The sequence below is a fragment of the Streptomyces sp. YPW6 genome, from assembly GCF_018866325.1.
Lineage (GTDB): Bacteria > Actinomycetota > Actinomycetes > Streptomycetales > Streptomycetaceae > Streptomyces.
The window spans coordinates 2,482,382-2,503,429 of record NZ_CP076457.1 but is presented as its reverse complement, the minus strand read 5'-3'; the positions used below and the strand labels follow the sequence as shown (position 1 = coordinate 2,503,429).

10 protein-coding genes are annotated in these 21,048 nt (G+C 74.5%); 1 reads left to right on the top strand and 9 read right to left on the bottom strand.

Going from position 1 to position 21,048, the window contains the following annotated elements; genetic code table 11:
* Positions 1–202 precede the first annotated feature (202 nt).
* Both KME66_RS10795 and KME66_RS10790 read right to left on the bottom strand, forming a co-directional pair.
* Positions 203–904 (bottom strand): DUF402 domain-containing protein, encoded by a 702-nt coding sequence (locus KME66_RS10795; RefSeq protein WP_178378899.1) that lies wholly within the window; start codon positions 902–904, stop codon positions 203–205.
* Between the two features lie 137 nt (positions 905–1,041).
* Positions 1,042–2,457, bottom strand: a complete 1,416-nt coding sequence (locus KME66_RS10790) for an aspartate ammonia-lyase (RefSeq protein WP_216321420.1) — start codon at positions 2,455–2,457, stop codon at positions 1,042–1,044.
* A gap of 105 nt (positions 2,458–2,562) precedes the next feature.
* Here KME66_RS10790 and KME66_RS10785 point away from each other — a divergent pair, with 105 nt between their 5' ends.
* Positions 2,563–4,116 carry a ricin-type beta-trefoil lectin domain protein gene (locus KME66_RS10785; protein ID WP_073215318.1) on the top strand — a complete coding sequence of 518 codons (1,554 nt, stop codon included), beginning with the start codon at positions 2,563–2,565 and terminating at the stop codon, positions 4,114–4,116.
* Between the two features lie 50 nt (positions 4,117–4,166).
* Here KME66_RS10785 and KME66_RS10780 read toward each other — a convergent pair whose 3' ends face one another.
* The 7 genes from KME66_RS10780 to KME66_RS10750 are packed head-to-tail and all read right to left on the bottom strand — an operon-like array spanning position 4,167 to position 21,036.
* Positions 4,167–6,884 carry an amino acid adenylation domain-containing protein gene (locus KME66_RS10780; protein WP_216321417.1) on the bottom strand — a complete coding sequence of 906 codons (2,718 nt, stop codon included), beginning with the start codon at positions 6,882–6,884 and terminating at the stop codon, positions 4,167–4,169.
* 37 nt (positions 6,885–6,921) lie between these two features.
* Positions 6,922–7,764, bottom strand: coding sequence for an SDR family oxidoreductase (locus tag KME66_RS10775; RefSeq protein WP_253208294.1), 843 nt, complete (start codon positions 7,762–7,764; stop codon positions 6,922–6,924).
* 32 nt (positions 7,765–7,796) lie between these two features.
* Positions 7,797–8,549, bottom strand: a complete 753-nt coding sequence (locus tag KME66_RS10770; RefSeq protein ID WP_216321410.1) for a thioesterase II family protein — start codon at positions 8,547–8,549, stop codon at positions 7,797–7,799.
* Positions 8,550–8,587: 38 nt separating this feature from the next.
* A complete protein-coding gene (locus KME66_RS10765) occupies positions 8,588–9,889 on the bottom strand; it encodes a M18 family aminopeptidase (protein WP_216321407.1) in 1,302 nt (433 codons plus the stop codon).
* The gene (locus tag KME66_RS10760) at positions 9,886–16,218 is read right to left on the bottom strand and encodes a MupA/Atu3671 family FMN-dependent luciferase-like monooxygenase (RefSeq protein WP_216321404.1); all 6,333 of its coding nucleotides are present in this window, start codon (positions 16,216–16,218) and stop codon (positions 9,886–9,888) included. Before KME66_RS10760 ends, KME66_RS10765 begins: the two co-directional genes overlap by 4 nt.
* A complete protein-coding gene (locus KME66_RS10755) occupies positions 16,215–19,661 on the bottom strand; it encodes a type I polyketide synthase (protein ID WP_216321401.1) in 3,447 nt (1,148 codons plus the stop codon). The genes KME66_RS10760 and KME66_RS10755 overlap by 4 nt, the downstream gene beginning before the upstream one ends.
* Positions 19,606–21,036, bottom strand: coding sequence for an MFS transporter (locus tag KME66_RS10750; protein ID WP_216329238.1), 1,431 nt, complete (start codon positions 21,034–21,036; stop codon positions 19,606–19,608). Before KME66_RS10750 ends, KME66_RS10755 begins: the two co-directional genes overlap by 56 nt.
* Between the last annotated feature and the right edge of the window lie 12 nt (positions 21,037–21,048).

Sequence of the window (21,048 nt, the reverse complement as noted above, 5' to 3'; positions counted from 1 at the left end):
GGCAGCGGCCGGCGTGCATGTCTCCACCCCCTCGTAGTGGCTCCCGCGACCGAGCGGAACGTCCGGGTCCGTGGCCCGGAGCCCGCACGACCGGTGTGATGACTTGTGGTCAGTTCCGGTGTGGTGCCCGCTGGTTGCGGCGATCGTTCCTCCGTGCGACCGGACCTGCCGACCGGGCCGCCCGAAGGCTTCTTCCAGGGTCTCACGACGGCATACGGGCAGGGGTGCGGTCCCAGTCATCCGGCAGCGGCGGAACCTGCCACCGCGGATCGGGCCGCCAGTGCTCCCAGCCGTCCCGGAAGGGCGACCCCCAGCCGGTGATCACCTCGACCGCCGCCAGGCCCGCCTCCCGCACCCGCCGGGCCGTCCTCCGGTCCATCAGGCCGACGTGCTGAGCCTGGGCGAACTCGTCCTCGTCGAGCCACTTCCAGCTCCGGTCGGGGTGCACGGAGATGTCGAGAAAGTGATCCTCGGAATCCACCCCTCCGGACCAGCGGGTGCGGGGTTCCTCCAGATTCACGTACCAGTTGCGGAACATCCAGCCGCGGTCCCAGAACAGCCACACCGACCACGGGTCGTCCGGCCGGGCCAGTTTCAGCACCCCGGAGCCGAACCACGTCGAGCGGGCCGTGGTGCGCGGCGCGGTGTAGCGGGTGGCCAGCGGCTCGGCGTGCACCTGGGTGCCGTTCGCCAGGACCGGCCGCACGCACTCGGTGCCCGGCGCCATCCAGACGGCGAGCAGTTCGTCGGTGTCCTGCACGACGGTCACCGGACGGCAGATGTGCACGGGCGCGGCCCCGGCCGTCCGGTGGGCCCGGCCGTTGTCGCGGTAACGCCAGAGGATCTGGTCCCCGGGCGCCCAGCGTGCGCACTCTCCGGCGCCTGTCCTGCCCATACCTGTCATGGCGAGATCTTACGGAGCGCTCCCACCGGCCCGCTGCGACTCAGGTCACCCGGGGCCCACGGACGAGTCACCCGTACTCCCGGACGGGCGTCCGCGCTCCCGGACGGGCGTCCGGGGTCATGGACAGCCGGACCGGGTCACGGACGGGTCATCCGCAGCACGTCCAGCGCCTCGTCGAGCTGTTCCCGCGTCAGATCGCCCCGCTCGACATAGCCCATGGCCAGGACCGTCTCGCGGATCGTCGTCCCGTCCCGCAGGGACTTCTTGGCGACCTTCGCCGCCTCCTCGTAGCCGATGTACTTGTTCAGCGGGGTCACCACCGACGGGGACGATTCGGCGTAGGCGCGGGCCCGCTCGGCGTCGGCGGTGATGCCGTCGACCGTCCGGTCCGCGAGCAGCCGGGACGCGTTGGCGAGCAGCCGCACCGACTCCAGCAGGTTCTTCGCGATGACCGGGAGCATCACGTTCAGCTCGAAGTTGCCCGCCGCACCGGCCGCGGCGACCGTCGCGTCGTTGCCGGTGACCTGGGCGGCGACCATCAGGACCGCCTCGGGGATCACCGGGTTGACCTTGCCGGGCATGATCGAGGAGCCCGGCTGGAGGTCGGGCAGCGCGATCTCCGCGAGACCCGTGCGCGGACCCGAGGCCATCCACCGCAGGTCGTTGGAGATCTTCGTCAGCGACACCGCGACGGTCCGCAGCTGGCCCGACGTCTCCACCAGCCCGTCCCGCGCGCCCTGCGCCTCGAAGTGGTCGCGGGCCTCGGTCAGCGGCAGCCCCGTGGCCGCGGCGACCTCCGCGATCACGGCGGCCGAGAAGCCGGGCGGGGTGTTGATGCCGGTGCCCACCGCCGTACCGCCCAGGGGGAGTTCGGCCAGCCGGGGCAGGGAGGCGCGCAGCCGCTCCACGCCGTGGCGGATCTGCGCCGCGTAGCCGCCGAACTCCTGGCCGAGGGTGACCGGGGTGGCGTCCATCAGATGCGTACGGCCGGACTTCACGACGTCCGCGAATTCGGCTGATTTCCGCCCCAGGGAATCGGCCAGGTGATCGAGGGCCGGGATCAGATCGGCCGTCACGGCGGCCGTGGCCGCGATGTGGATGGAGGACGGGAAGACGTCGTTGGACGACTGGGACGCGTTCACCTGGTCGTTGGGGTGGACCTCGCGGCCCAGGCGTTCGGTGGCCAGGGTGGCGATCACTTCGTTGGCGTTCATGTTCGACGAGGTCCCCGACCCCGTCTGGAACACGTCGACCGGGAAGTGCTCGTCCCAGCGGCCCGACGCGACTTCGGCGGCGGCCTCCTGGATCGCGGCGGCGACGTCCGGATCCACCACCTTCAGCTCGGCGTTGACCTTGGCGGCCGCGCCCTTGATCCGGGCCAGCGCCTCGATGTGGGCGCGCTCCAGGCGCTGCCCGGAGACGGGGAAGTTCTCCACCGCCCGCTGGGTCTGGGCGCGCCACTTGGCGTGCGCGGGAACCCGGATCTCGCCCATCGAGTCGTGCTCGATCCGGAACCCGTCGGAGCCGGCCGCGCCGGACGATGCGTCAGTCATGTGTTTAAACCTCCTGAAAAAGATGAGCACGTGTCTTGTTCTCTGTATTCCCAACTGGCCTACCAGCCAGTAAATACCGGGGGTAACCACTTACCGGGAGGCGCAATGAGGCGCACCAGCACCAGATTCCGAGGGCTCCGAGGCCTTCGCCGGCTCCGCTGCACCGTCGCCGCCGCCGTCGCTCTCGCGGCTGCCGTCGGCGGAATGGCCGCCGCCGGACCCGCGGGCGCGACGGAGCCGGCCACCAGCTCTATCGCATCCACCCCCCTTCCGCCCGCGCTGGAAGCCGTCCGGGCCGCCGAAGCCACCCAGCTGTACGGCAGCCCCGCCGAGCGTCCGCCGGCCGAACGCAAGACCGGGCTGATCTCGCTCGGCGACAGCGAGATCTCCGGCGAGGGCGTCGGCACCTACGAACCCGGCACCAACGGGCCGGACAACTGGTGCCACCGTTCCCCGGAAGCCGCCATCCACCGCACGGGCATCGCGGCGGACGTCACGTACAACGTCTCGTGCTCCGGCGCCTATACCGGGAACATCAAGATCGGCGGAAACAAGCAGTACGCCGACGAACTCGTGCAGAGCGACAGCCTCGCCATCAAGGCCCGCAACACCCGGATCAAGATGATCGTCCTGGTCGCCGGGGCCAACGACGACCTCCAGTTCGGTCCGGTCATGACCGACTGCGTGGTCCGCTACATCACCCTCCAGGGCCCCTGCGAGCCGAAGTACGCGGGCGGCTGGCAGGCCCGCGTGGACGCGCTGGTCCCCAAGGTCGAGGCGACGGTCCGCGACCTGCGTACGGTGATGACCGACGCCGGATACGCGAACGACGACTACCGGCTCGTGCTGATGGGCTACCCGAGCCCGATCGGCCCGGACTTCCGCGACAACCCGGACTTCCCCGGCAAGCTCATCTGCGGCGGACTCGGCTACGACTCCGACACCGCCTGGGGCCGCAACACCGCCGTACCCGCCTTCCAGGCCGGCATGCGCAGGGCCGCCGCGAACACCGGAGCCTCCTACCTCGACAACTCCCGGCTCTTCCACGGCCACGAGGTGTGCAGCGAGGCCCCCTGGGCGCGCGGCCTCTACATCGACCTGAGCAAGCCCGGCCTGCCCGACGAGAACTCCGTCCGGCAGTCCTTCCACCCCAACGCGGCGGGGCACCGGGCCTTCGCGTCCTGCCTGACCCAGCTGTACGACTCCGGGCTGCGCGAGGCGAGCTGCGCCGACCCGGCGAGCACGGGCACGCCGGTCCTGACGGGCACGGCCTGGGACGACCTGTTCACCCCGCTCACGAACGAGGCCACCGGGACCTGTGTCGACGTGCCGGCCTCGGTCACCCGTAACGGCACGGCCATCGGCGGCTGGGACTGCCACGGCGGGCGCAACCAGAACTGGTGGTACGACGGCGGGACGCGGACCCTGCGCACCGCGCTCAGCCACGACCGGTGCCTGGACGTGTCCGGCGCCAAGTACAACCCGGGCGCCACGCTCATCGTGTGGAACTGCTCGGGTGCGGCCAACCAGACGTTCGTCCGGCAGTCGGGCACGATCCGCCCGGCCGCGGCGACGGGCCTGTGCCTGACGCTGGCGGGGGCCAAGGACCCGCTCAAGCTCCAGACGTGCGACGGCAGTGCCAAGCAGCGCTTCGCGTAGGCGCGGCCGGTGAGCCGAGGGGGCGACCGTGTGGGGCGGTCGCTCCCTTCTCACGTCCTCAGGGCCAGGGCCTCGCACAGCGCGCCCAGCGTGGGCGTCAGATACAGCTGGCGCAGCGGGATGCCGGGCAGCCCGCGCTCCCGGGCCAGCGTGCCGATCCGGATCGCGTACAGCGAATTGCCGCCCAGGTCCCAGAAGTCGTCGTCCGGGCCGATCGCCTCGACGCCGAGCACGTCGCGCCAGATGGCGGCGAGCGCGGCGGCCGGAGAACCAACGCCGGACGCGTCGTGAGACGCGGGGGGAGAGGGGGAGGCGGTGGCAGCGACAGAGGCGGACGTGGTGGGGGAAGGGGAGGCGCTGCCGGAAGCGGAGGCCGGGGCAGAAGCGGACGTGGTGGGGGAGTCGGGAGCAGAGGCCGGTGCTGCGGCAGGGGCCGTCACCGGGCCGGCCGTCCGCGTCCCGGGCACGGGCAGCCGGCCCGGGTCCAGCTTGCCGTTCGCGGTGAGGGGGAGGGCCGGGAGCACGGTCACCGTCGCGGGCACCATGTGCGGCGGCAGCAGCCGGGCCGCCCGCTTCCGCACGGCCCCGGCGTCCTCGCCCGCCCCCGGGGCCGGAACCACGTACGCGTCGATCCGCACGGCCGCCGCGTCCCCGCCCCCGCCGCCGCTCACGGTGACCGCCGCCGCCGACACCGCCGGGTCCTCCAGCAGGACGTGCCGGATCTCGCCCGGCTCGATCCGAAAGCCCCGCACCTTCACCTGGTCGTCGATCCGGCCCAGGTGTTCCAGCGTTCCGTCGGGCAGCAGCCGCCCCAGGTCCCCGCTGCGGTAGAGCCGCCGCCCCGTCGGGTCCAGGGGGTCCGGGACGAAGCGTTCGGCGGTCAGGGAGGGCCGGTGCAGATAGCCGAGCGCCACGCCCGCCCCTCCCACCACGATCTCCCCGGGAGCCCCCGGCGGCACCGGCCGCCCGTGCGGGTCCAGGACCCGCACCGACCAGCCGGGCAGCGGCCGCCCCACCGACCGCGACCCGGCGAGCGCCTCCCGCCGGGTCACGGTCGCCGCCGTGACATGAACGGTGGTCTCGGTGATGCCGTACATGTTGACCAGCCGGCAGCGGTCCTCCGGGTGCCGGTCGAACCAGTCCAGCAGCGGCCGGGTGTCCAGCGGTTCGCCGCCCAGCACCACCAGGCGCGGGACGGGGTGCGTGCCGGCGGCCCGGTCGGCCGCCGCGAGCTGGGTGAACGCCGACGGGGTCTGGCTCAGCACGCTCACCCGCTCCCGGACCAGCAGCGCGTGGAAGTCCTCCGGGGAGCGGCTGGTCCAGTGGTCCACGACCACCAGCCGCCCGCCCGTCAGCAGCGCGCCCCAGATCTCCCACACCGAGAAGTCGAAGGCCGCCGAGTGGAAGCACGTCCAGGTGTCGTCGGGGGAGAGCCCGAAGTCCTCGCGGACGGCGTCGACCAGGGCCGTCACGTTGGCGTGCGGGACGACGACCCCCTTGGGGCGGCCGGTCGAACCCGAGGTGTGGACGACGTACGCGGGTGAGCCCGGCCCGCCGCGCGGTGCGGCGGCCCGGGGCGGGTGGCCGACGAGGAGGGCCGGGTCCCCGATCGTCAGCCGCACCCCGGCATCCCGCGCGGTGCGCTCCCGCCGGTCCGCCGGATGCTCCGGATCCAGCGGTACGTGCACGGCGCCCGCCTTCAGCACGGCGAGCATCGCCGCCACCAGGTCCGTCGAGCGGGGCAGGCAGAGCCCGACGAGATCACCGGGCCGGACCCCGTGGGCGTACAGGCCGTCGGCCAGCACCTCCGCCCGGCGGTCCAGTTCGGCGTACGACAGCGTCGTGGCCCCGGCGGTGAGCGCGGGGGCGTCCGGCCGGGCGGCGACCTGCGCGGTGAAGGCGTCGTCGATGCGGCCGGGGGCGGCGGGGTGTACCGGGCGGGCCCCGAGGGACACGTGCTCCGCCGACTCCGCCCGGCCCAGCGGATTCAGCCGGGAGAGCGGGGTGGTGGGCGGGCTGTGCAGCAACTGCCTCCGGACGCGCTCCACATGGTGCGCCGGTACGGGCAGGCTGTCCGGCCCGGTCGGCAGGACGGCGGGCCCGTCGCCCGCCGCCAGTTCCAGCGAGGGCGGCTCCTCCCCCGGGGCAGGGGCGGCCGGTTCGGTGGCCAGCAGCTCCGCGACCGTACGGCCGGGTGACAGGTCCGCCGCGAACACCGCGTACCCGTCGAGCGCCCCCAGCGCGTACGGCGGCCGGTCCCGGGCGGGTACGGGGACGGCGACGCGCACCGCCGACACCCCCTCGTACCGTCCGACGGTGAGCGCGAGCGCCGAGGCGAGGCGGCGGGTCTCCTCGTCGAGGTGCGGGGCGGGCGCGAGCGGTCCGGCGAGCGGCGTCACCGCCTCCGCGGCCAGGTCGCCCCGCAGCACCCGCGCGACGATCCGCAGCGAACGCGCGTCCAGGGCGGATCCGGCGGCCGTCAGGACGAGATCGGGGCCCGGGTCCCCTGATCCTCGCCGCTCGTCCGCGTACCGCAGCAGCACCGCGCGCAGCCGGTGGCCGGACGCGACCGGGCGCCGGGCCTCTGCCGCGCGGCGCCGGTCCGCCGCGCCGGACGAGGCCGGGGCGGGTACGGACTCCGTCCACAGCCGGGGGTGGCGGGCCCCGGGCCACCACAGCCCGGACGCCGCGGTGAGGGACGCGGCGAGCGCGGCGTCGGTGGTGGTCGGCGACAGCCGGACCGTCAGGCTGTGCTGGGCAGACGGCACGTACGCAACTCCTCGCGTCTGAACGGGGGATCAGGGATCAGCGGGCGGTGAAGCCGCCGTCCACGGTGACCACGCTTCCGGTCACCTGCCGGGAGGCGTCCGTGGCCAGCCAGAGCACCGCCTCCGCCACATCACCCGGCTCCACCAGCGCGTTCATCGGCTGGTCCCGGACGAAGGCCTCCTCGTGCTCCGCCACCGGCACCTCCAGGGAGCGGGCGATCTCCGCCAGCATCCGGCCCTCCATCGCCTCGTCGTCCCGCACCGAGCCGGGACAGACCGCGTTGACCCGCACCTTGCGGGGCGCGTAGTCCAGCGCCACCGCCTTCGTCAGGCCCACCAGACCGTGCTTGGCCGCGACGTACCCGGCGAAGTGCCGGTAGCCCACCAGCCCCGCCGTCGAGGCGACGTTGACGATCGAACCGGACCCCCGGGCGGTCATCCGGGCCCCCACCGCACGGATCGCCCGCCACGCGCCGCCCAGGTCCACATCGATCATCAACTGCCATTCGGCCTCGGTGATCTCGTGCGCCGGACGGCCCGAAGGCGCGGCGATACCGGCGTTGTTGACCAGCACGTCGATCCGCCCGAACCGCTCCTCCGCCGCCTCCGCCGCTTCCTGGAGCGCCGCCAGGTCCCGGACGTCGGCCCGCCGGGTCAGCACGGCGGACCCCGCCTCACGGCACAGGTCCGCCGTGTGCGCGAGCTGCGAGGCCGAGCCGAGCGGATACGGCACCCCGGGCAGCTCGCCCGCCACGTCCAGCAGCAGCAGGTCCGCCCCCTCGCGGGCGAACGCCAGGGCGCAGGCCCGGCCGAGCCCGCGCGCCGCTCCCGTGATCACCGCCGTCCGCCCGGCCAGCCGTCCCGCACCGGCGCCGTTCACCGGACCCGCACCCGTACCCGGTCCACCGGGAGTCACCGCGCCCTCGCCGCGCGCACCTCGGCGGCCACCAGCTCCAGCAGTTCGCCCGGCCGCTCGGCCAGATACATGTGCCCGCCGGCCGGCTCGGCCACCGTCAGCCTCCCCGTCGTCGCCCGGCTCCACTCGGCCGCCTCCGCCGCCCCCACGAGGGTGTCCTCACGCCCCCGGACGGAAAGGACGGGAACACTCAACGGGCTTTCGGTGGACGGCACATACGTCTCGTGGAGCCGGACGTCCGCCCGCAGTGCCGGCAGCAGCAGTTCCCGCATCTCCGGGTCCGCCAGCGCCGGGTGGTCGTACCCGGCGAACGCCCGGACCCGGGCCGCGAACTCCTCGTCCGGCAGCCCGTCCGCCCGGTCCGTGCGCGACGTCCAGGGGCCGGGCGCCCCGCTCACGACGAGGGCGGTCAGGCGGACCGGCCCGCCCGCCCGCTCGATCCGGTGCGCCAGCTCGTACGCGAGGACCGCGCCCATGCTGTGCCCGAACAGCACGACCGGGCCGCCGCCCCCACCTCCGTCCCCGCCCCCGTCCGCTCCGCCGAGCGCCGCCGTCACCTGCGCGTACGCGTCGTCGACGGCCGGGGCCGCCGTGTCGTGGGCGGGCTCAGGGAACCGCTTCTCGCGGCCCGGCAGGGAGATGGGGAGAATCCGCAGTCCCTCCGGCGCGAGCTTCTGCCAGGGCGTGAAGAAGGAGGGGCCCGCCCCGGCGAAGGGCAGGCAGATGAGGACGGTTTCTGCGTCGGCCACGATCGTTCCTGTTCTCTTTCTCTTCGACCGGAGTCCGGTCAGTCCCCGACCATGATCGTCGTGAGGATCGCTGCGAGGTAGCCCGGGTCGCGCACCCCGCACAGCTCCCGCGCCGAGTGCATCGACAGGCCCGGCACCCCGACGTCCACCGTGGTGACGCCGAGCCGGGCCGCCGTGAGCGGGCCGATCGACGTGCCGCAGGGCATCGCGTTGTTGGAGACGAACGGCTGCCAGGGGGCCCCGGCCCGCTCGGCCGCCGCCGAGAACACCGCGATGCCGGTGGAGTCGGTGGCGTACCGCTGGTTGACGTTCACCTTGATGGTGGGGCCGCCGTTGGGCAGCGGTCGGTGGTCGGGGTCGTGCCGCTCCGAGTAGTTCGGGTGCACCGCGTGCGCCATGTCGGCGGAGACGCAGAACGCGCCCGCCAGCGCCCGCGACCAGTCCTCTTCGCCGCCGCCGCGCGCCGTCACCGACCGGGACAGGATCCGCTCCAGCAGCGGGCTCTGCGCGCCCGTCTCGGAGCCGCTGCCGACCTCCTCGTGGTCGAAGGCGGCCAGCACCGGGATGAACGCCGGCTGCGTGGCCGCCGTCGCCGCGTCCACCAGGGCGGTTACCCCGGCGTGCACCGAGACCTGGTTGTCGAGGCGCGAGGCCACCACGAACTCCCGGTCCACACCCAGGTATCCGGGCGGCTGGATGTCGTGAAGCATCAGGTCCCAGCCCAGGACGTCCGCCGGGTCCTCACCGGCCGCCGCCGCGACCCGGCGCAGCAGTTCGCCCTCCCGCGGGTCGCCCAGCGCCCAGATCGGCGCGATGTGCCGCTGCCGGTCGAGCGCCACGCCCTCGTTCACCGAACGGTCCAGGTGGATCGCCAACTGCGGCACCCTCAGCAGGGGTTCGTCGATCTGGACGAGCCGGCTCCGCGGCACGCCGTCGGAGCCGCGCAGCGCGAGCCGGCCGGAGATGCCGAGGTCCCGGTCGAGCCAGGTGTTCAGCGGCACCCCGCCGTAGATCTCCACCCCGATCTGCCGCCAGCCCGAAGTCCCGGTGTCCGGTGCGGGTTTGATCCGCAGGTTCGGCGAGTCGGTGTGGGTGCCGACGATCCGGAACGGGGTGTGGGCGGGCGCGCCCTCGGGGACGTACCAGGCGATCAGCGCACCGGCGCGGCTGACGAACAGGCCGCCGGTCGCCCCGGTCCAGTCGTCGGTGCCGCGCAGTTCACGGAACCCGGCCTTCTCCAGGCGCTGGGCCGCGGAGGCCACCACGTGGTAGGGGGACGGGCTGGCGGCGATGAAGGAGAGCAGGTCGTCGGTGTGGCTGCGGTGGGGGGCCGGAGTCATACGGCGTCCGCCTTTCCGGTGTTCGGCAATGACTGGGAGGGTGACGGTCCGCCGGGCTGGTCGGGCCCGGCGCTGGCACCCCGGGCGGAGCCCCCGGAGCCTTGGCCCGAGGACCCCTGCGAGGGGCGCTCCCCGAGGAGTTCCCGCACCGGCCGGTCGGGCCGGGCGCAGAACTCCGCGAGCAGGTCGGTGTACGACGCGAGAAGGTCGTGGGCGGTCGTGTGGTCCCACAGGTCGGTGGAGAATTCCAGGAACGTTCGATAACCCTTCGCGGCGTCCCGGCGCGGCGCAAGCCCGAAGCACAGCTCGCTGCGGGAAAGCGGCGGTGCCAGATCGGCCACCTCGACCCGCAGGCCGGGGATCTCGATGTCCGTGTCGACGGAGTTCTGGAAGGCCAGGACGTGCGGCACCCGGTCGGGGACGCTGACAGCGCCCGCGTCCCGCATCGCCTGCATGATGCGGGCCGTGGGCAGCACATGGGCCATGGCGCCGAGCGCGCCCGCGCCCGTACGCACCGCGAGCTCCGCGCACGTCTCTCCGAGATTGGCTGAATCCAGTCGTACGCGGACCATCACCGCCGTGGACGTCATCGCCACCAGCGACTCCGACGCGGTGCCCTCGCGGTTGGCGTACGGCACGCTCAGCAAGGTGTCGGCCTCGCCCGACAGACGGGTCAGGAACACCCCGAGCGCGGCCGCCGCGACGGCGAAGGGGGTGGTCCGCCGGTCGGCCGCGAGCTTCTCCACCGCCGCCCGCACCTCGCCCGAGGCGATCCCGCGCACCGTGTCCCCGTGCCCGCTGAGCTTCTGCGGACGCGGCCGGTCCGTCGGTACGGGAACGGCGGACGGCACCCCGTCCAGATAACGGGCACAGTACGCGGCCCGTTCCCGCTCCACCGCGGGATCGTGGTGCTCCCGCTGCCACCGGGCGTACCCGGGCGCCTGCAGCGCCGGTTCGGGCAGGCCGTGCGGGACGCCCGCGGCGGCCGCCGTGTACAGCGCGGCGATCTCCCCGAGCAGCAGGGACAGCGACCAGCCGTCGGCGCACACGTGGTGCAGGACGAACATCAGCTCCCAGTGGTCCTCCTCGACCCGCAGCAGCCGCAGCCGGGGCAGCAGGGGCCGGCCCAGCTCGAAGGGGGCCGCCGCGTCCGCCCGGCACAGGGCGTCCGCCCGAGGCCGCCGCTCACCGGAGGGCAGCGCCGTCAGATCCTCCACCGGCAACGCCGCGGGTCTCGCCGCCACGACCTCCTGCCACCAGGACCCGTCCGGCGCGTCCTCCTGGACGAACCGGGTGCGCAGCGCGTCGTGCCGGGCGATCACCTCACGGACGGCGGACCGCAGGGCCGCCGGGTCCAGCGCCCCGGTGAACGTGATCCGGGTCGGGACGTTCCACACGGCGGGGTCGGGCACGGCGTGGTGCCCGGCGATCATCCGGGCCTGCTGGTCGCTGACGGGGGCACGGTCGATGACGGGGGCCTCCTCGGCTGCTGAGGCTGCCGTTGCCGGTGCCCTTGCCGCTGGTGCTGCGGATGTCGCTGTCCCGGGCTTCTCGCCGCCCGCCAGTTGCCCGGTCATCGCCCGCAGCGTGGCCTCGGCGAAGAAGTCCGTCAGCGGGTAGCTGACGCCGAGGGTGTCCCGGACCCGGTTCACCAGGCGGATCGCGGCGATCGAATTGCCGCCCAGGTCGAAGAAGTTGCTGTCGTCGGGGAAGCCGCGTACATCGAGGACGGACTCCCAGGCCGCCCGGATCAGAGCTGCGGCGCCCGGCGCGGCCTCCTCGTCCCGGTCGGCTTCCTCGCGCGATGCGGGCTCCTCGTCCGGGGCGCCCCCCTCGCGTGCTGCGGCCTCTTCACGCGACGCGGGCTCCTCGCCCGGTGCGGCTTCCCTGCGTGGCGCGGCCCCCTCGTGTGGCGCGGCCTGCTCGTCCGGCGCGGCTGCCATCGCGTCCAACTGCTCGTCCAGCTCCGCCAGATACCCTTCCGCCGTCGCCGCGTCGAACAGATCCGCGTCGTAGCGCAGCCGCAGCCGCAGGCCCCCGTCCGGGGCGTGGGTGGCCATCAGCGCCAGTTCCAGCGGCGCCGACTCCGTCCCGGCCTCCACCCCCTCCGCCCGCAGTCCGGGCCATTCGATTCCGGCCAGAGCCGCACGGTCCAGATCGACCGAAACCGTCACCAGCGGCCGTGGGTTCCCCGGGTCGGGGTGGACAGAGGCCACCAGCGCGTCCAGGTCCACCCCGCTGTGCTCCTCCGCCGCGAACAGCGCCCGGCCGGTGGCCCGGACGGCCTCCGGCAGCGGTGTGGCGTCCGTCGCGGACAGCGACAGCGGCAGCAGCGCCACATGGAACCCCACCGCGTCCGCCGTCTCCGGCCGTCGCCGCCCGAACGTCGTGCCCAGCAGGAACGCGTCCTGCCCGGACCGCCGCCGCAGCACCAGCTGCCAGGCCGTGCACAGCGAGGCGAACAGGGTCACGCCCTGCTGCCCGCTCCACTCCCGCAGCCGGTCCACCCGCTCCCGGCCCGCGGTCCGGGCCACCGCCCCGCCGCGCCCCGCCACCCGCCGCCCGCGCGGCCGGTCCGTCGGCAGCGCCAGCACCGGCGGCTTCTCGCCCAGCAGCCCGCGCCACCAGGCGAGGCCGGCCGGGTCGTGCGGCGGCTCGGCCGCCCCGACGGTCGTTCCGGCGGGCCGCGCGAAGGCCGGCGGGCGCCCGGCACGGGCCGCCGCGTACAGCTCCCGGAGGTCCCCGGCGATGAGCGCGGCCGAGTGCGCGTCCGTGACGAGGTGGTGCATCCCGAGAACGAGGACGTGGTCGTCCTCGGCCAGCCGGAGCAGCCGGGGCGTGAACAGCGGCCCCCCGGCCAGGTCGTAGGCGCGGTGGCTCTCCTCGGACAGCAGCGCCCCGACGGCCTCGTCCGGGCCCCGCCCCCCGGCGTCGGACACCTGCAACGGGATGCGGAGCCCGTCGCGGACGACCTGGACGACACCCGCCTCGTCCGCGCCCCGGAACACCGTCCGCAGCCCCGGGTGCCGCTCGACCAGACCGTCGACGGCCGCCCGCAGCGCCGCCACGTCCAGCGGGCCGCGCAGCCGTACGGCCTGGGTCTCGTTGTACGCCGCCGGGTTCTCCAGCAACTGCGCCGCCAGCCACAGCCGCCGCTGGGCGGAGGTCGCGGGCGCCACGGTCTCCCGGGCCCGGTCGTCCTGGGGGGCTCGGGAGACCGGGGTGTCCTGCGCCCGGCTGTCCTGGGCCCGGTCGTCCTGGGCCCGGTCGTCCTGCGCTCGGCTGTCCTGGGCCCGGCTGTCCTGCGCTCGGTCGTCCCGGGCCTGGCTGTCCTGGGCCCGGTCGTCCTGGGGGGCTCGGGAGACCGGGGTGTCCTGCGCTCGGTTGTCCTGGGCCCGGTCGTCCTGGGCCCGGTCGTCCTGCGCTCGGCCGAGCCGCTCCCGCGTGCGGCGGCGCAGCACGTCCAGCCGGTCGAGCCCCGACCGCAGCCGCTCCCGGTCCAGCCCGAAGTCGACCAGCGCGGCGATCTCGTCCACCCCGGCCGCGTGCAGCGCGGCGACGAACGGGGCGACGCTGTCCGGCGTACCGATCAGGGCCCGCCGGTCGCAGTAGCGGTCGTAGGCCCGGCGGAACAGGTAGTCCAGGTCCGCCTCGTCCGCCGCCGCCACGTCCTCGCGCCGCTGCCCGGCCGCCGTCGCCGCCGAGCGCATCAGCAGCGAGGAGCGCAGGTAGCGCACCATCGGTTCCAGCGCCTCCGCCCGCGCGGTGGCGTGGTCGTCGCCCAGGTAGGTGTGCACCAGCACCGTCACCCGCCCGGCGTCCGGGTCGAGCCCGCATGCCGCCCGCGTGCGCCGGTAGTGCGCGATGTTGGCGGCCAGTTCCTCCACGGACTGGCTCATCAGGTTGGTGACGACCCCGAGACCGCGCCGGGCCGCCTCCTCGTACGAGGCCCGCTGCCCCGAGGTCGCCAGGAAGAACGGCGGCTCCTCCTGCACCGGGCGCGGCCGGATCCGGATCTCCGCCTCCGCTCCCTCGCCCGTGCGCCGCCGCACCGCCTCCCCGCGCCACAGCCGCCGCACCTCGTCCAGGTGGTCGAAGGCGATCCGCCGCCGGTCCGCGAACCGGTCCGGGTGCAGGGCGAAGTCCCGGGCATGCCAGCCGGTGGCGCAGCCGATGCCGACCCGGCCGCCCGAGAGGTTGTCGACCACCGACCACTCCTCGGCCACCCGCACCGGATCGTGCAGCGGCAGGACCACCGAGCCCGCGTTGATCCGTACACGCTCGGTCTCCCGGGCGACGGCGGAGGCGAGCACGGAGGGGTTCGGGAAGAGCCCGCCGAAGGAGTCGAAGTGCCGCTCGGGCAGCCAGACGGAGGAGAAGCCGCGTTCGTCGGCGAAGCGCACGGTCTCGAAGAGCGCGTCGTACGCCTCCGGAGTACGGGCCCGCCCGGACCCGGTGCCGGTCGCGGTGCCGGTGCTGCTCGCCGGGCTGGTGCCGGGGGCCTTGCCGGCATCCGCCGCGCCGTCGGCCCCGGCGGCTGCCGCGGTCTCCGGGTAGTCACCGAAGAAGTAGACGCCGAAGTCGGGCGCGGGGCGCGGCACATCTCCCGGCCGCACGGCCGCAGCCGGGCGGGGCGCCGACCGGGGGAAGAACCCGCCGTCGCGGAGCTCGCGCAGCGACCCCTCCACCGCCTCCGCGACCCGGTTCACGTCCTCCTCCGTGTGGGCGGTCGAGAGGTAGAAGCTGCGCCACTCCCACACGTACACGCCGCGCAGTTGGAGGTGGTGGTAGAGCAACTCCAGGTCGGCACGGTGCCGGAACCGGAACATCGAGCCGAAGTGGGCCAGCTCCAGCGGGAATTCCTCGTCGCGGAAGAAGGCGTTGAGCCGGTCGGCGAGCCACTGGGTGCGGGCGTTCAGTGCGCTCTGGAGCCCGGGGCCCCGCTCGGTGAGGTGGGTGAGCACGGCACGGGCCGCCGCCATGGACAGCGGGTGCTGCATGTACGTACCGCCGATGAACGTGGTCTCGCGCGCGGGCCCGCCGGGCTCCCCGTACCGCCAGAACCCGCCGTCCACCCCGTCGAGCAGATCCGCCCGCCCGGCCACCGCGCCGACCGGGAAGCCGCCGCCGAGCGCCTTGCCGTACGTGGCGAGGTCCGGCACCACCCCGAAGTGGTCCTGTGCGCCGCGCTGGTGGGGCCGCAGGCCGGTCAGCATCTCGTCGAAGAGCAGCACGATGCCCCGGCGTGCGGTGAGTTCGCGCAGCGACCGTACGAACTCCACCGGCCGCAGGCCCGGGTTGCGGCACTGCACGGGCTCGACGAGCACGGCCGCGATCGTGTCCCCGAGCGAGTCGATCGTCTCCAGGGACTCCTGCTCCCCGTACTCCAGCACGATCAGCTCCGCCACCGCACTGTCCGGGATGCCCCGGGAGACGGGGACCGCGTGCCGCCCCGGGCCGCCGGGGCGGCCGAGGACGGAGTCGATGTGCCCGTGGTACGAGCCCCGGAACATCACGACCTTGTCGCGCCCGGTCGCGGCACGGGCCAGCCGGATCGCCGCCGAGTTCGCCTCCGTACCGGACGAGGCGAAGGCGACCCGTTCCATGCCGGTCAGCGAGGCCAGCAGGGCCGCGGCCTCCCCGGTGTCGGGGGAGCGGGGGCCGAAGCGCAGTCCGTCGGAGAGGTGGCGGCGCACGGCCTCGGTGACCGGCTCCGCCTCGTGGCCCAGCAGCAGGGCGCCGAAGCCCATGGTGATGTCGGTGTACGCGTTGCCGTCCACGTCGACCAGGCGGGAGCCGTGCGCCGAGCGGGCCGCGACCGGATACAGCATCTCCTTGGTGGCGTCCCGGAAACCCACCACGGCCCGGCTGTCGGCCAGCACCGAACGGTGCCGCTGGGCCAGCTCCTTGGAGGTGCGGGTGCGTTCGGTGAACCGCCGGATCAGCGACGCGGTGTGGGCCCGCTGGGCCGCGTCTGCCCCCGCACCGGCCATCCCGCCCGCCGCGTCCACGACGAGCCGCGGGCCGTGCGCACTCCCGCGCGCGGGCCGCGGCTCCTCCGCCGGGGCCTGCGCCGCGGGCTGCACCCTCACCTCCGAAGAGGGCTGCGCCGGGGGGTGTGCCGTGGCCTGCGTCGCGGGCTGCGCCCTCACCTCCGCAGAGGGTTGCGCCGGGACCTCCGCCGGGACCTCCGCCGGGGCCTGTGCCTCGGCCTGTGCGCGGGCCGCCGCGAGCCGGTCGGTGAGCTCCCGTGAAAGCTCCGCCGCCCGTGCCACGGCCTCGGCGGCCCCTGCCGCGGCGTCGGCGGGTGCGGGTATCCCCGCGCTCATCGCGCGTCCGTCCCGGTGGTGCGGGCGGTGAGCAGGGCGACGGCCTCGGAGAGCTGGGTGACCATCGCCGCCTGGGTCTCGGCCAGTTGACGTATCTGCTCGGACAGGGCGGCGACCTCGGCCCGGGTGGCGTACCCGGGCTCGTCGGCCACCGGCGTCACCTGCGCCACCGCCGGGGTCGCGTCGGCTGCCACCGGAGCCGCGAGGGTGGAGTCTGCCGGAGTCGCGAGGGCGGCGTCCGCCGGGCCTGCGAGGGCGGCGCCCCGTGATGCCGCGAAGTCGGCGTCAGCCTGGGGCCGGGGCGCCGCCGAGGAGGGTCTCCGCCCGGCTATCAGCGCCGCCGTCAGCCGAGGCGTTCCCGCCTCCTCCAGGATCTCCCGCATGCCGATCTCCGTGCCGAACTCGGCCTCCAACTGCCGCACCATCCCGATGAGCTGGAGCGAGTCCGCGCCGAGTCCGACGAAGGTGCGGTCGGCCGAGACCTCGCCGGGCCGATGGCCGAGATGGCGCTCGGTCAGCTCCAGCACCCTGTCCAGTACGGCCTGTTCGGTCATGCGGTCCTCCGTGGAGCGTGGCGATGGGTGGGCGTACGGTGCGGGACCCCGCCAGTGGGACCGCCGCTGGAAGGGGTACGTGGGCAGCCGGACGCGCCGGCCGCCGCAGCCGTCGAGCAGCGCGGCCCAGTCCACCGCGGCCCCGGAGCAGTGCAGCACGGCCACCGCCCGCTCCCAGTCCCGGGTCGGTACGCAGACCGCGTCCGGCAGCGCCCGGCGCACCAGCCCCGTCAGCACGGCGGACGGGCCCAGCTCCACCAGCAGGGGCGAGGGGGCCAACGCGTCCAGCACCGCGGCGAAATCGGCCGTACGACGGGCCTGCGCGACCAGGTACGCGGCGTCCGGGCGCCAGCCGGCGGGGCGGACCGTGCCGTCGATCCCGTCGACGAACTCCGTGTGCAGCGGGCGTGGTTCCGTCTTGTCGGCCAGGACGCGGAACTCCTCCAGCGCCGGATCGAGCAGCGCGGTGTGGAACGCCCGGTCCACGGCCAGCACCTCGTACGGCTCACCTCGCGCCGCCAGCAGCGCCCGTACCGCGTCCACCGCCTCCGGAGGGCCGCCCAGCACGTGGTGCGTGGCCCCGTTGACGACGGCGAGCTCAAGACCGGGGACGGCGGCCAGCAGCTCCCGCACCCGGGCCCGGGGGACGAAGGCGGAGACCATCGCGCCCGGCGCGGACCTCTCCCGCATCAGCCGCCCGCGCCCGCAGACGAGCCGCATCGCGTCCTCGGTGTCCAGCGCCCCGGCGACGCAGAGCGCCGCGTACGCGCCGACGCTGTGCCCGGCGACCCGGGCGGGGGTGATCCCGAGCCGTTCCCAGAGCCGGGCCTGGGCGATCTGCAGGGCGAACAGGGCGGGCTGGGCGAAGGCGGTGTCCCACCGTGCGGGCCCCCGCCCGCCGACGATCCGGCCGAGGAAGTCGTCCCGGCCGGTCTCCTCCGCGTACACCCGGGCGCAGGACTCCAGCGCCTCGGCCACCACCGGGAAGCGCGCGGCGAGTGCGGCGCCCATGCCCGGGTGGCCGCCGCCCTGCCCGCTGAACAGGAACACCGGCGCAGGATCCTTTACGGCGTCCGCGACCCCGGTCGTGTACGCGTCGCCCGCCGGAGCTCCGGACAGGAACGCCTCCAGCCCGGCGACCGGGTCCGCGGCCGTGACCACCAGCCGGTGCGGCAGGAGCCGCCGCCCGAGCGCGGTGGTGGTCAGCAGATCGGCGGGGGCGGGGCGCGCGCCGCCCGCCAAGTGGTCCCGCAGGGCCGTGGCGTACGCCCGCAGCGCGGGCCCGTCGGCGGCCGACAGCGGCAGCAGCGCGGGCACGGGAGCCGTCGGCTGCGCGGGGCGCGGGGGCGCGGTCTCCGGCGCCTGTTCCAGGATCACATGAGCGTTCGTACCGCCCATCCCGATGGAGTGCACACCGGCTCGCCGCACCCCCGCCAGCGGCCAGCCCCGCTCCCGTACCGGCAGCAGGAACGGGCTGTCGGCCACCGCCAGCGCCGGGTTGGGCCGGGCGAGGTTCACCAGCGGCGGGACGATGCCGTGCCGCAGCACCTCGACGGCCTTGATCAGCCCCGCCAGTCCCGCCGCACTGTCCAGATGGCCGATGGCCGGCTTCGTCGAGCCGAGCGCGCAGAACCCGGTCCGGTCCGTGTGCGCGCGGAACGCCTCGGTCAGGGCGGCGAATTCGATCGGGTCGCCCTTCAGCGTGCCCGTACCGTGCGCCTCCACATAGCCGATCGACGCCGCGTCCACGCCCGCCGCGCGCAGCGCCCCGAGCACCGCGTCCCGCTGCCCGGCGACCCCGGGGGCGGCGAACCCGCGCTTGTCCGCGCCGTCGTTGGTGACCGCCGAACCGAGGATCACCGCGTGCACGGTGTCGCCGTCGGCCAGCGCCCGTTCCAGTGGCTTCAGGAGGACGGCGGCGGCCCCGTTCCCGCCGACCGTGCCGTCCGCGTCCGCGTCGAACGCCCGGACCGTGCCGGTGGGGGAGAGCGTGGAGCCCTTCACCGGGACCTGCCCGCTGACCTGCGGCAGATGCAGGGCGGCGGAGCCCACCAGCATCAGGTCCGCGTCCCCGGCGCGCAGCGCCTGGCAGGCCAGATGCACCGAGACCAGGGCGCTGGAGCAGGCCGTGGACACGGTGAGCGCGGGCCCGGTCAGCCCGAGCCGGAAGGCGGCCCGGGTGGCGGTGAAGTCGGTGTAGTTGCCGACCTGGACCTGCTTGGCGGTCATCCAGTCGCCCGAGGCGGCCTCCGCCGCCAGGTGGTGGGCCAGATAGCTGTGCAGCGAGTAGAGGCGGTAGCCGGAACTGCCGTACACCCCGATCCGCACGGAACCGCGCGAGCCCCGTGCGTCCGGGTACCTCCCGCCCGGGTGACCGTGCCCGTCCCGTGCGTCCGGAGCCTCACCGCCCGCGCAACGGTCCGCGCCGCCCGCGTGTCCGCTGTCGCCGTGCGCGTACAGGCTCTCGCCGCCCGCGTCACGACCCGAGGGACCGCTCCCGCCGCCCGTACGACCGCTCCCGTCACGCGCGGACGGATGGTCGTCAGGCGCGTACAGGCTCTCGCCGCCCGCGTACCCCCCGTCCTCCAGCGCGTGGAAGCAGCACTCCAGGAACAGCCGCTGCTGCGGATCGGTGAGCTCCGCCTCCCGCCCGCTCATCCCGAAGAACCCGGCGTCGAAACCGTCCACATCCGCCAGGGGCGCGCTCGCCCCGCTGAACCCCGGGCGGCCGTACTCCGCCGCCGGGACCCCCGCCGCGGCGAACTCGGCCCGGGTGAAACGGCGTACACGGCTCGTGCCCGCCCGGATGTCGCGCCAGTACGCGTCGGGCGTGTCAGCCCCGGGAAACCTCAGCGCCGTCCCGATCACCGCGATCCGGTCGTCCCTCAACGGCTTCTTCCTTTCGCAGCCCCGCTCGCTCCGCCCCGCCCGCACGCCCCATCGGACCCGCGGGCTCCGCCCGTCGCAGCGCCGCCACCCGCAGCAGGAACACCACGGCGACGACGATGGCGGCGCCGTGGGACCAGCCCACCACGGCCGGCGGGGAGAACCGGTCGAGGGCCGCCGCCACCAGGATCATGCCGACCCCGAAACCGAGGTTCTCGAAAGTGGCCGAAAGACCGAAGGCGTGACCGCGCAACGTGGCCGGAAGTGTTTGGAGGTGCGAGGTGTAGGCGACCTCGGTGAGACCGTCCGCGGCCCCCGCGATCAGCGCGATCACCGCCGTCACCGCCAGCGGGAACCCGGCGAACGCCGCGATGAACGCCGCCGACATCACCACCGTGCCGTAGCCGAATCCGAGCGCGCCCACGGTCCGCCCGGTGCGCCGGGTGTACCGCTGGATCACCTGCTGGGCACCGATGTTGCCGAGCGCCCACACACACCAGAACGCGCTGACGAACACCGCCGGGTTTGCTGCGTCCAGCGAGGTCGAGTAGACCGGCAGCGCCGCGTTGTGGGACGAGGAGCCGAACGCGTCGACCCCGCGCAGGGCCACCATCAGGCCGAGACCGGGAGCGGCGGCGAGCGCCAGGAAGGCGACCGGCCGCCACCGCGGCCCGCCCTTCTCGGACTTCCCGGACTTCCCGCTCTCCGTGGCAGCGGAGGCGCCGGACCCGGCCGCGCCCTCCGCCCCCCTGCCGCCCGCGATCGGCAGCAGGGCCACCGTCACCGCGCAGATCACGAACGTCGCCATGTCGAGCAGGAAGGCGGCGGTGTACCCCACGAGGGACACCACCACGCCGGCCGAGGCGAACCCCGCCACCATGGCCAGCGAACGCCCGGTGATCGAGAGCGAGTTGGCCCATCCCCTGCGGTCCTCCCCGACCATCTCCGGGATCGAGCTGCGCAACGCGACCATGAACAGCGTCCCGCACGCCCCGATCACCACCGAGACGGCCGTCAACGCCCCGGTCACCAGGGACTCCGGCGTCAGGATGAGCACCAGCATCACAGCGCCCTGGGCGACATTCGCCCACAGCATGATGCTTTTCGCGCTGAAACGGGCGAGCAGTCCGCCGGCGACCAGACCGGCGACGAACCCGGAGGCCAGTCGCACCGCCATGAACAGCCCCATGGCCAACGCCCGGCCCGTCGTCTCGTAGACGAAGAGATTGAGCGCGACCATATTCAGGAAAGTGCCGTAGGAAGACACCCCGTATCCGGCCACCAGGAATCGAAAACGGCGCTCCGCGACCGCGGTGTCCCGGGTCTTTCGAGTTCCGCCGCCCGGCTCGTCCGCCGTCGGTCCGTCCGCACTCCCGATTCCAGATGTCAC

Coding starts and splice junctions, on each gene's coding strand:
- KME66_RS10795 (WP_178378899.1), bottom strand. CDS start 904: ATGACAGGTATGGGCAGGACAGGCGCCGGAGAGTGCGCACGCTGGGCG.
- KME66_RS10790 (WP_216321420.1), bottom strand. CDS start 2,457: ATGACTGACGCATCGTCCGGCGCGGCCGGCTCCGACGGGTTCCGGATC.
- KME66_RS10785 (WP_073215318.1), top strand. CDS start 2,563: ATGAGGCGCACCAGCACCAGATTCCGAGGGCTCCGAGGCCTTCGCCGG.
- KME66_RS10765 (WP_216321407.1), bottom strand. CDS start 9,889: ATGACTCCGGCCCCCCACCGCAGCCACACCGACGACCTGCTCTCCTTC.
- KME66_RS10760 (WP_216321404.1), bottom strand. CDS start 16,218: ATGAGCGCGGGGATACCCGCACCCGCCGACGCCGCGGCAGGGGCCGCC.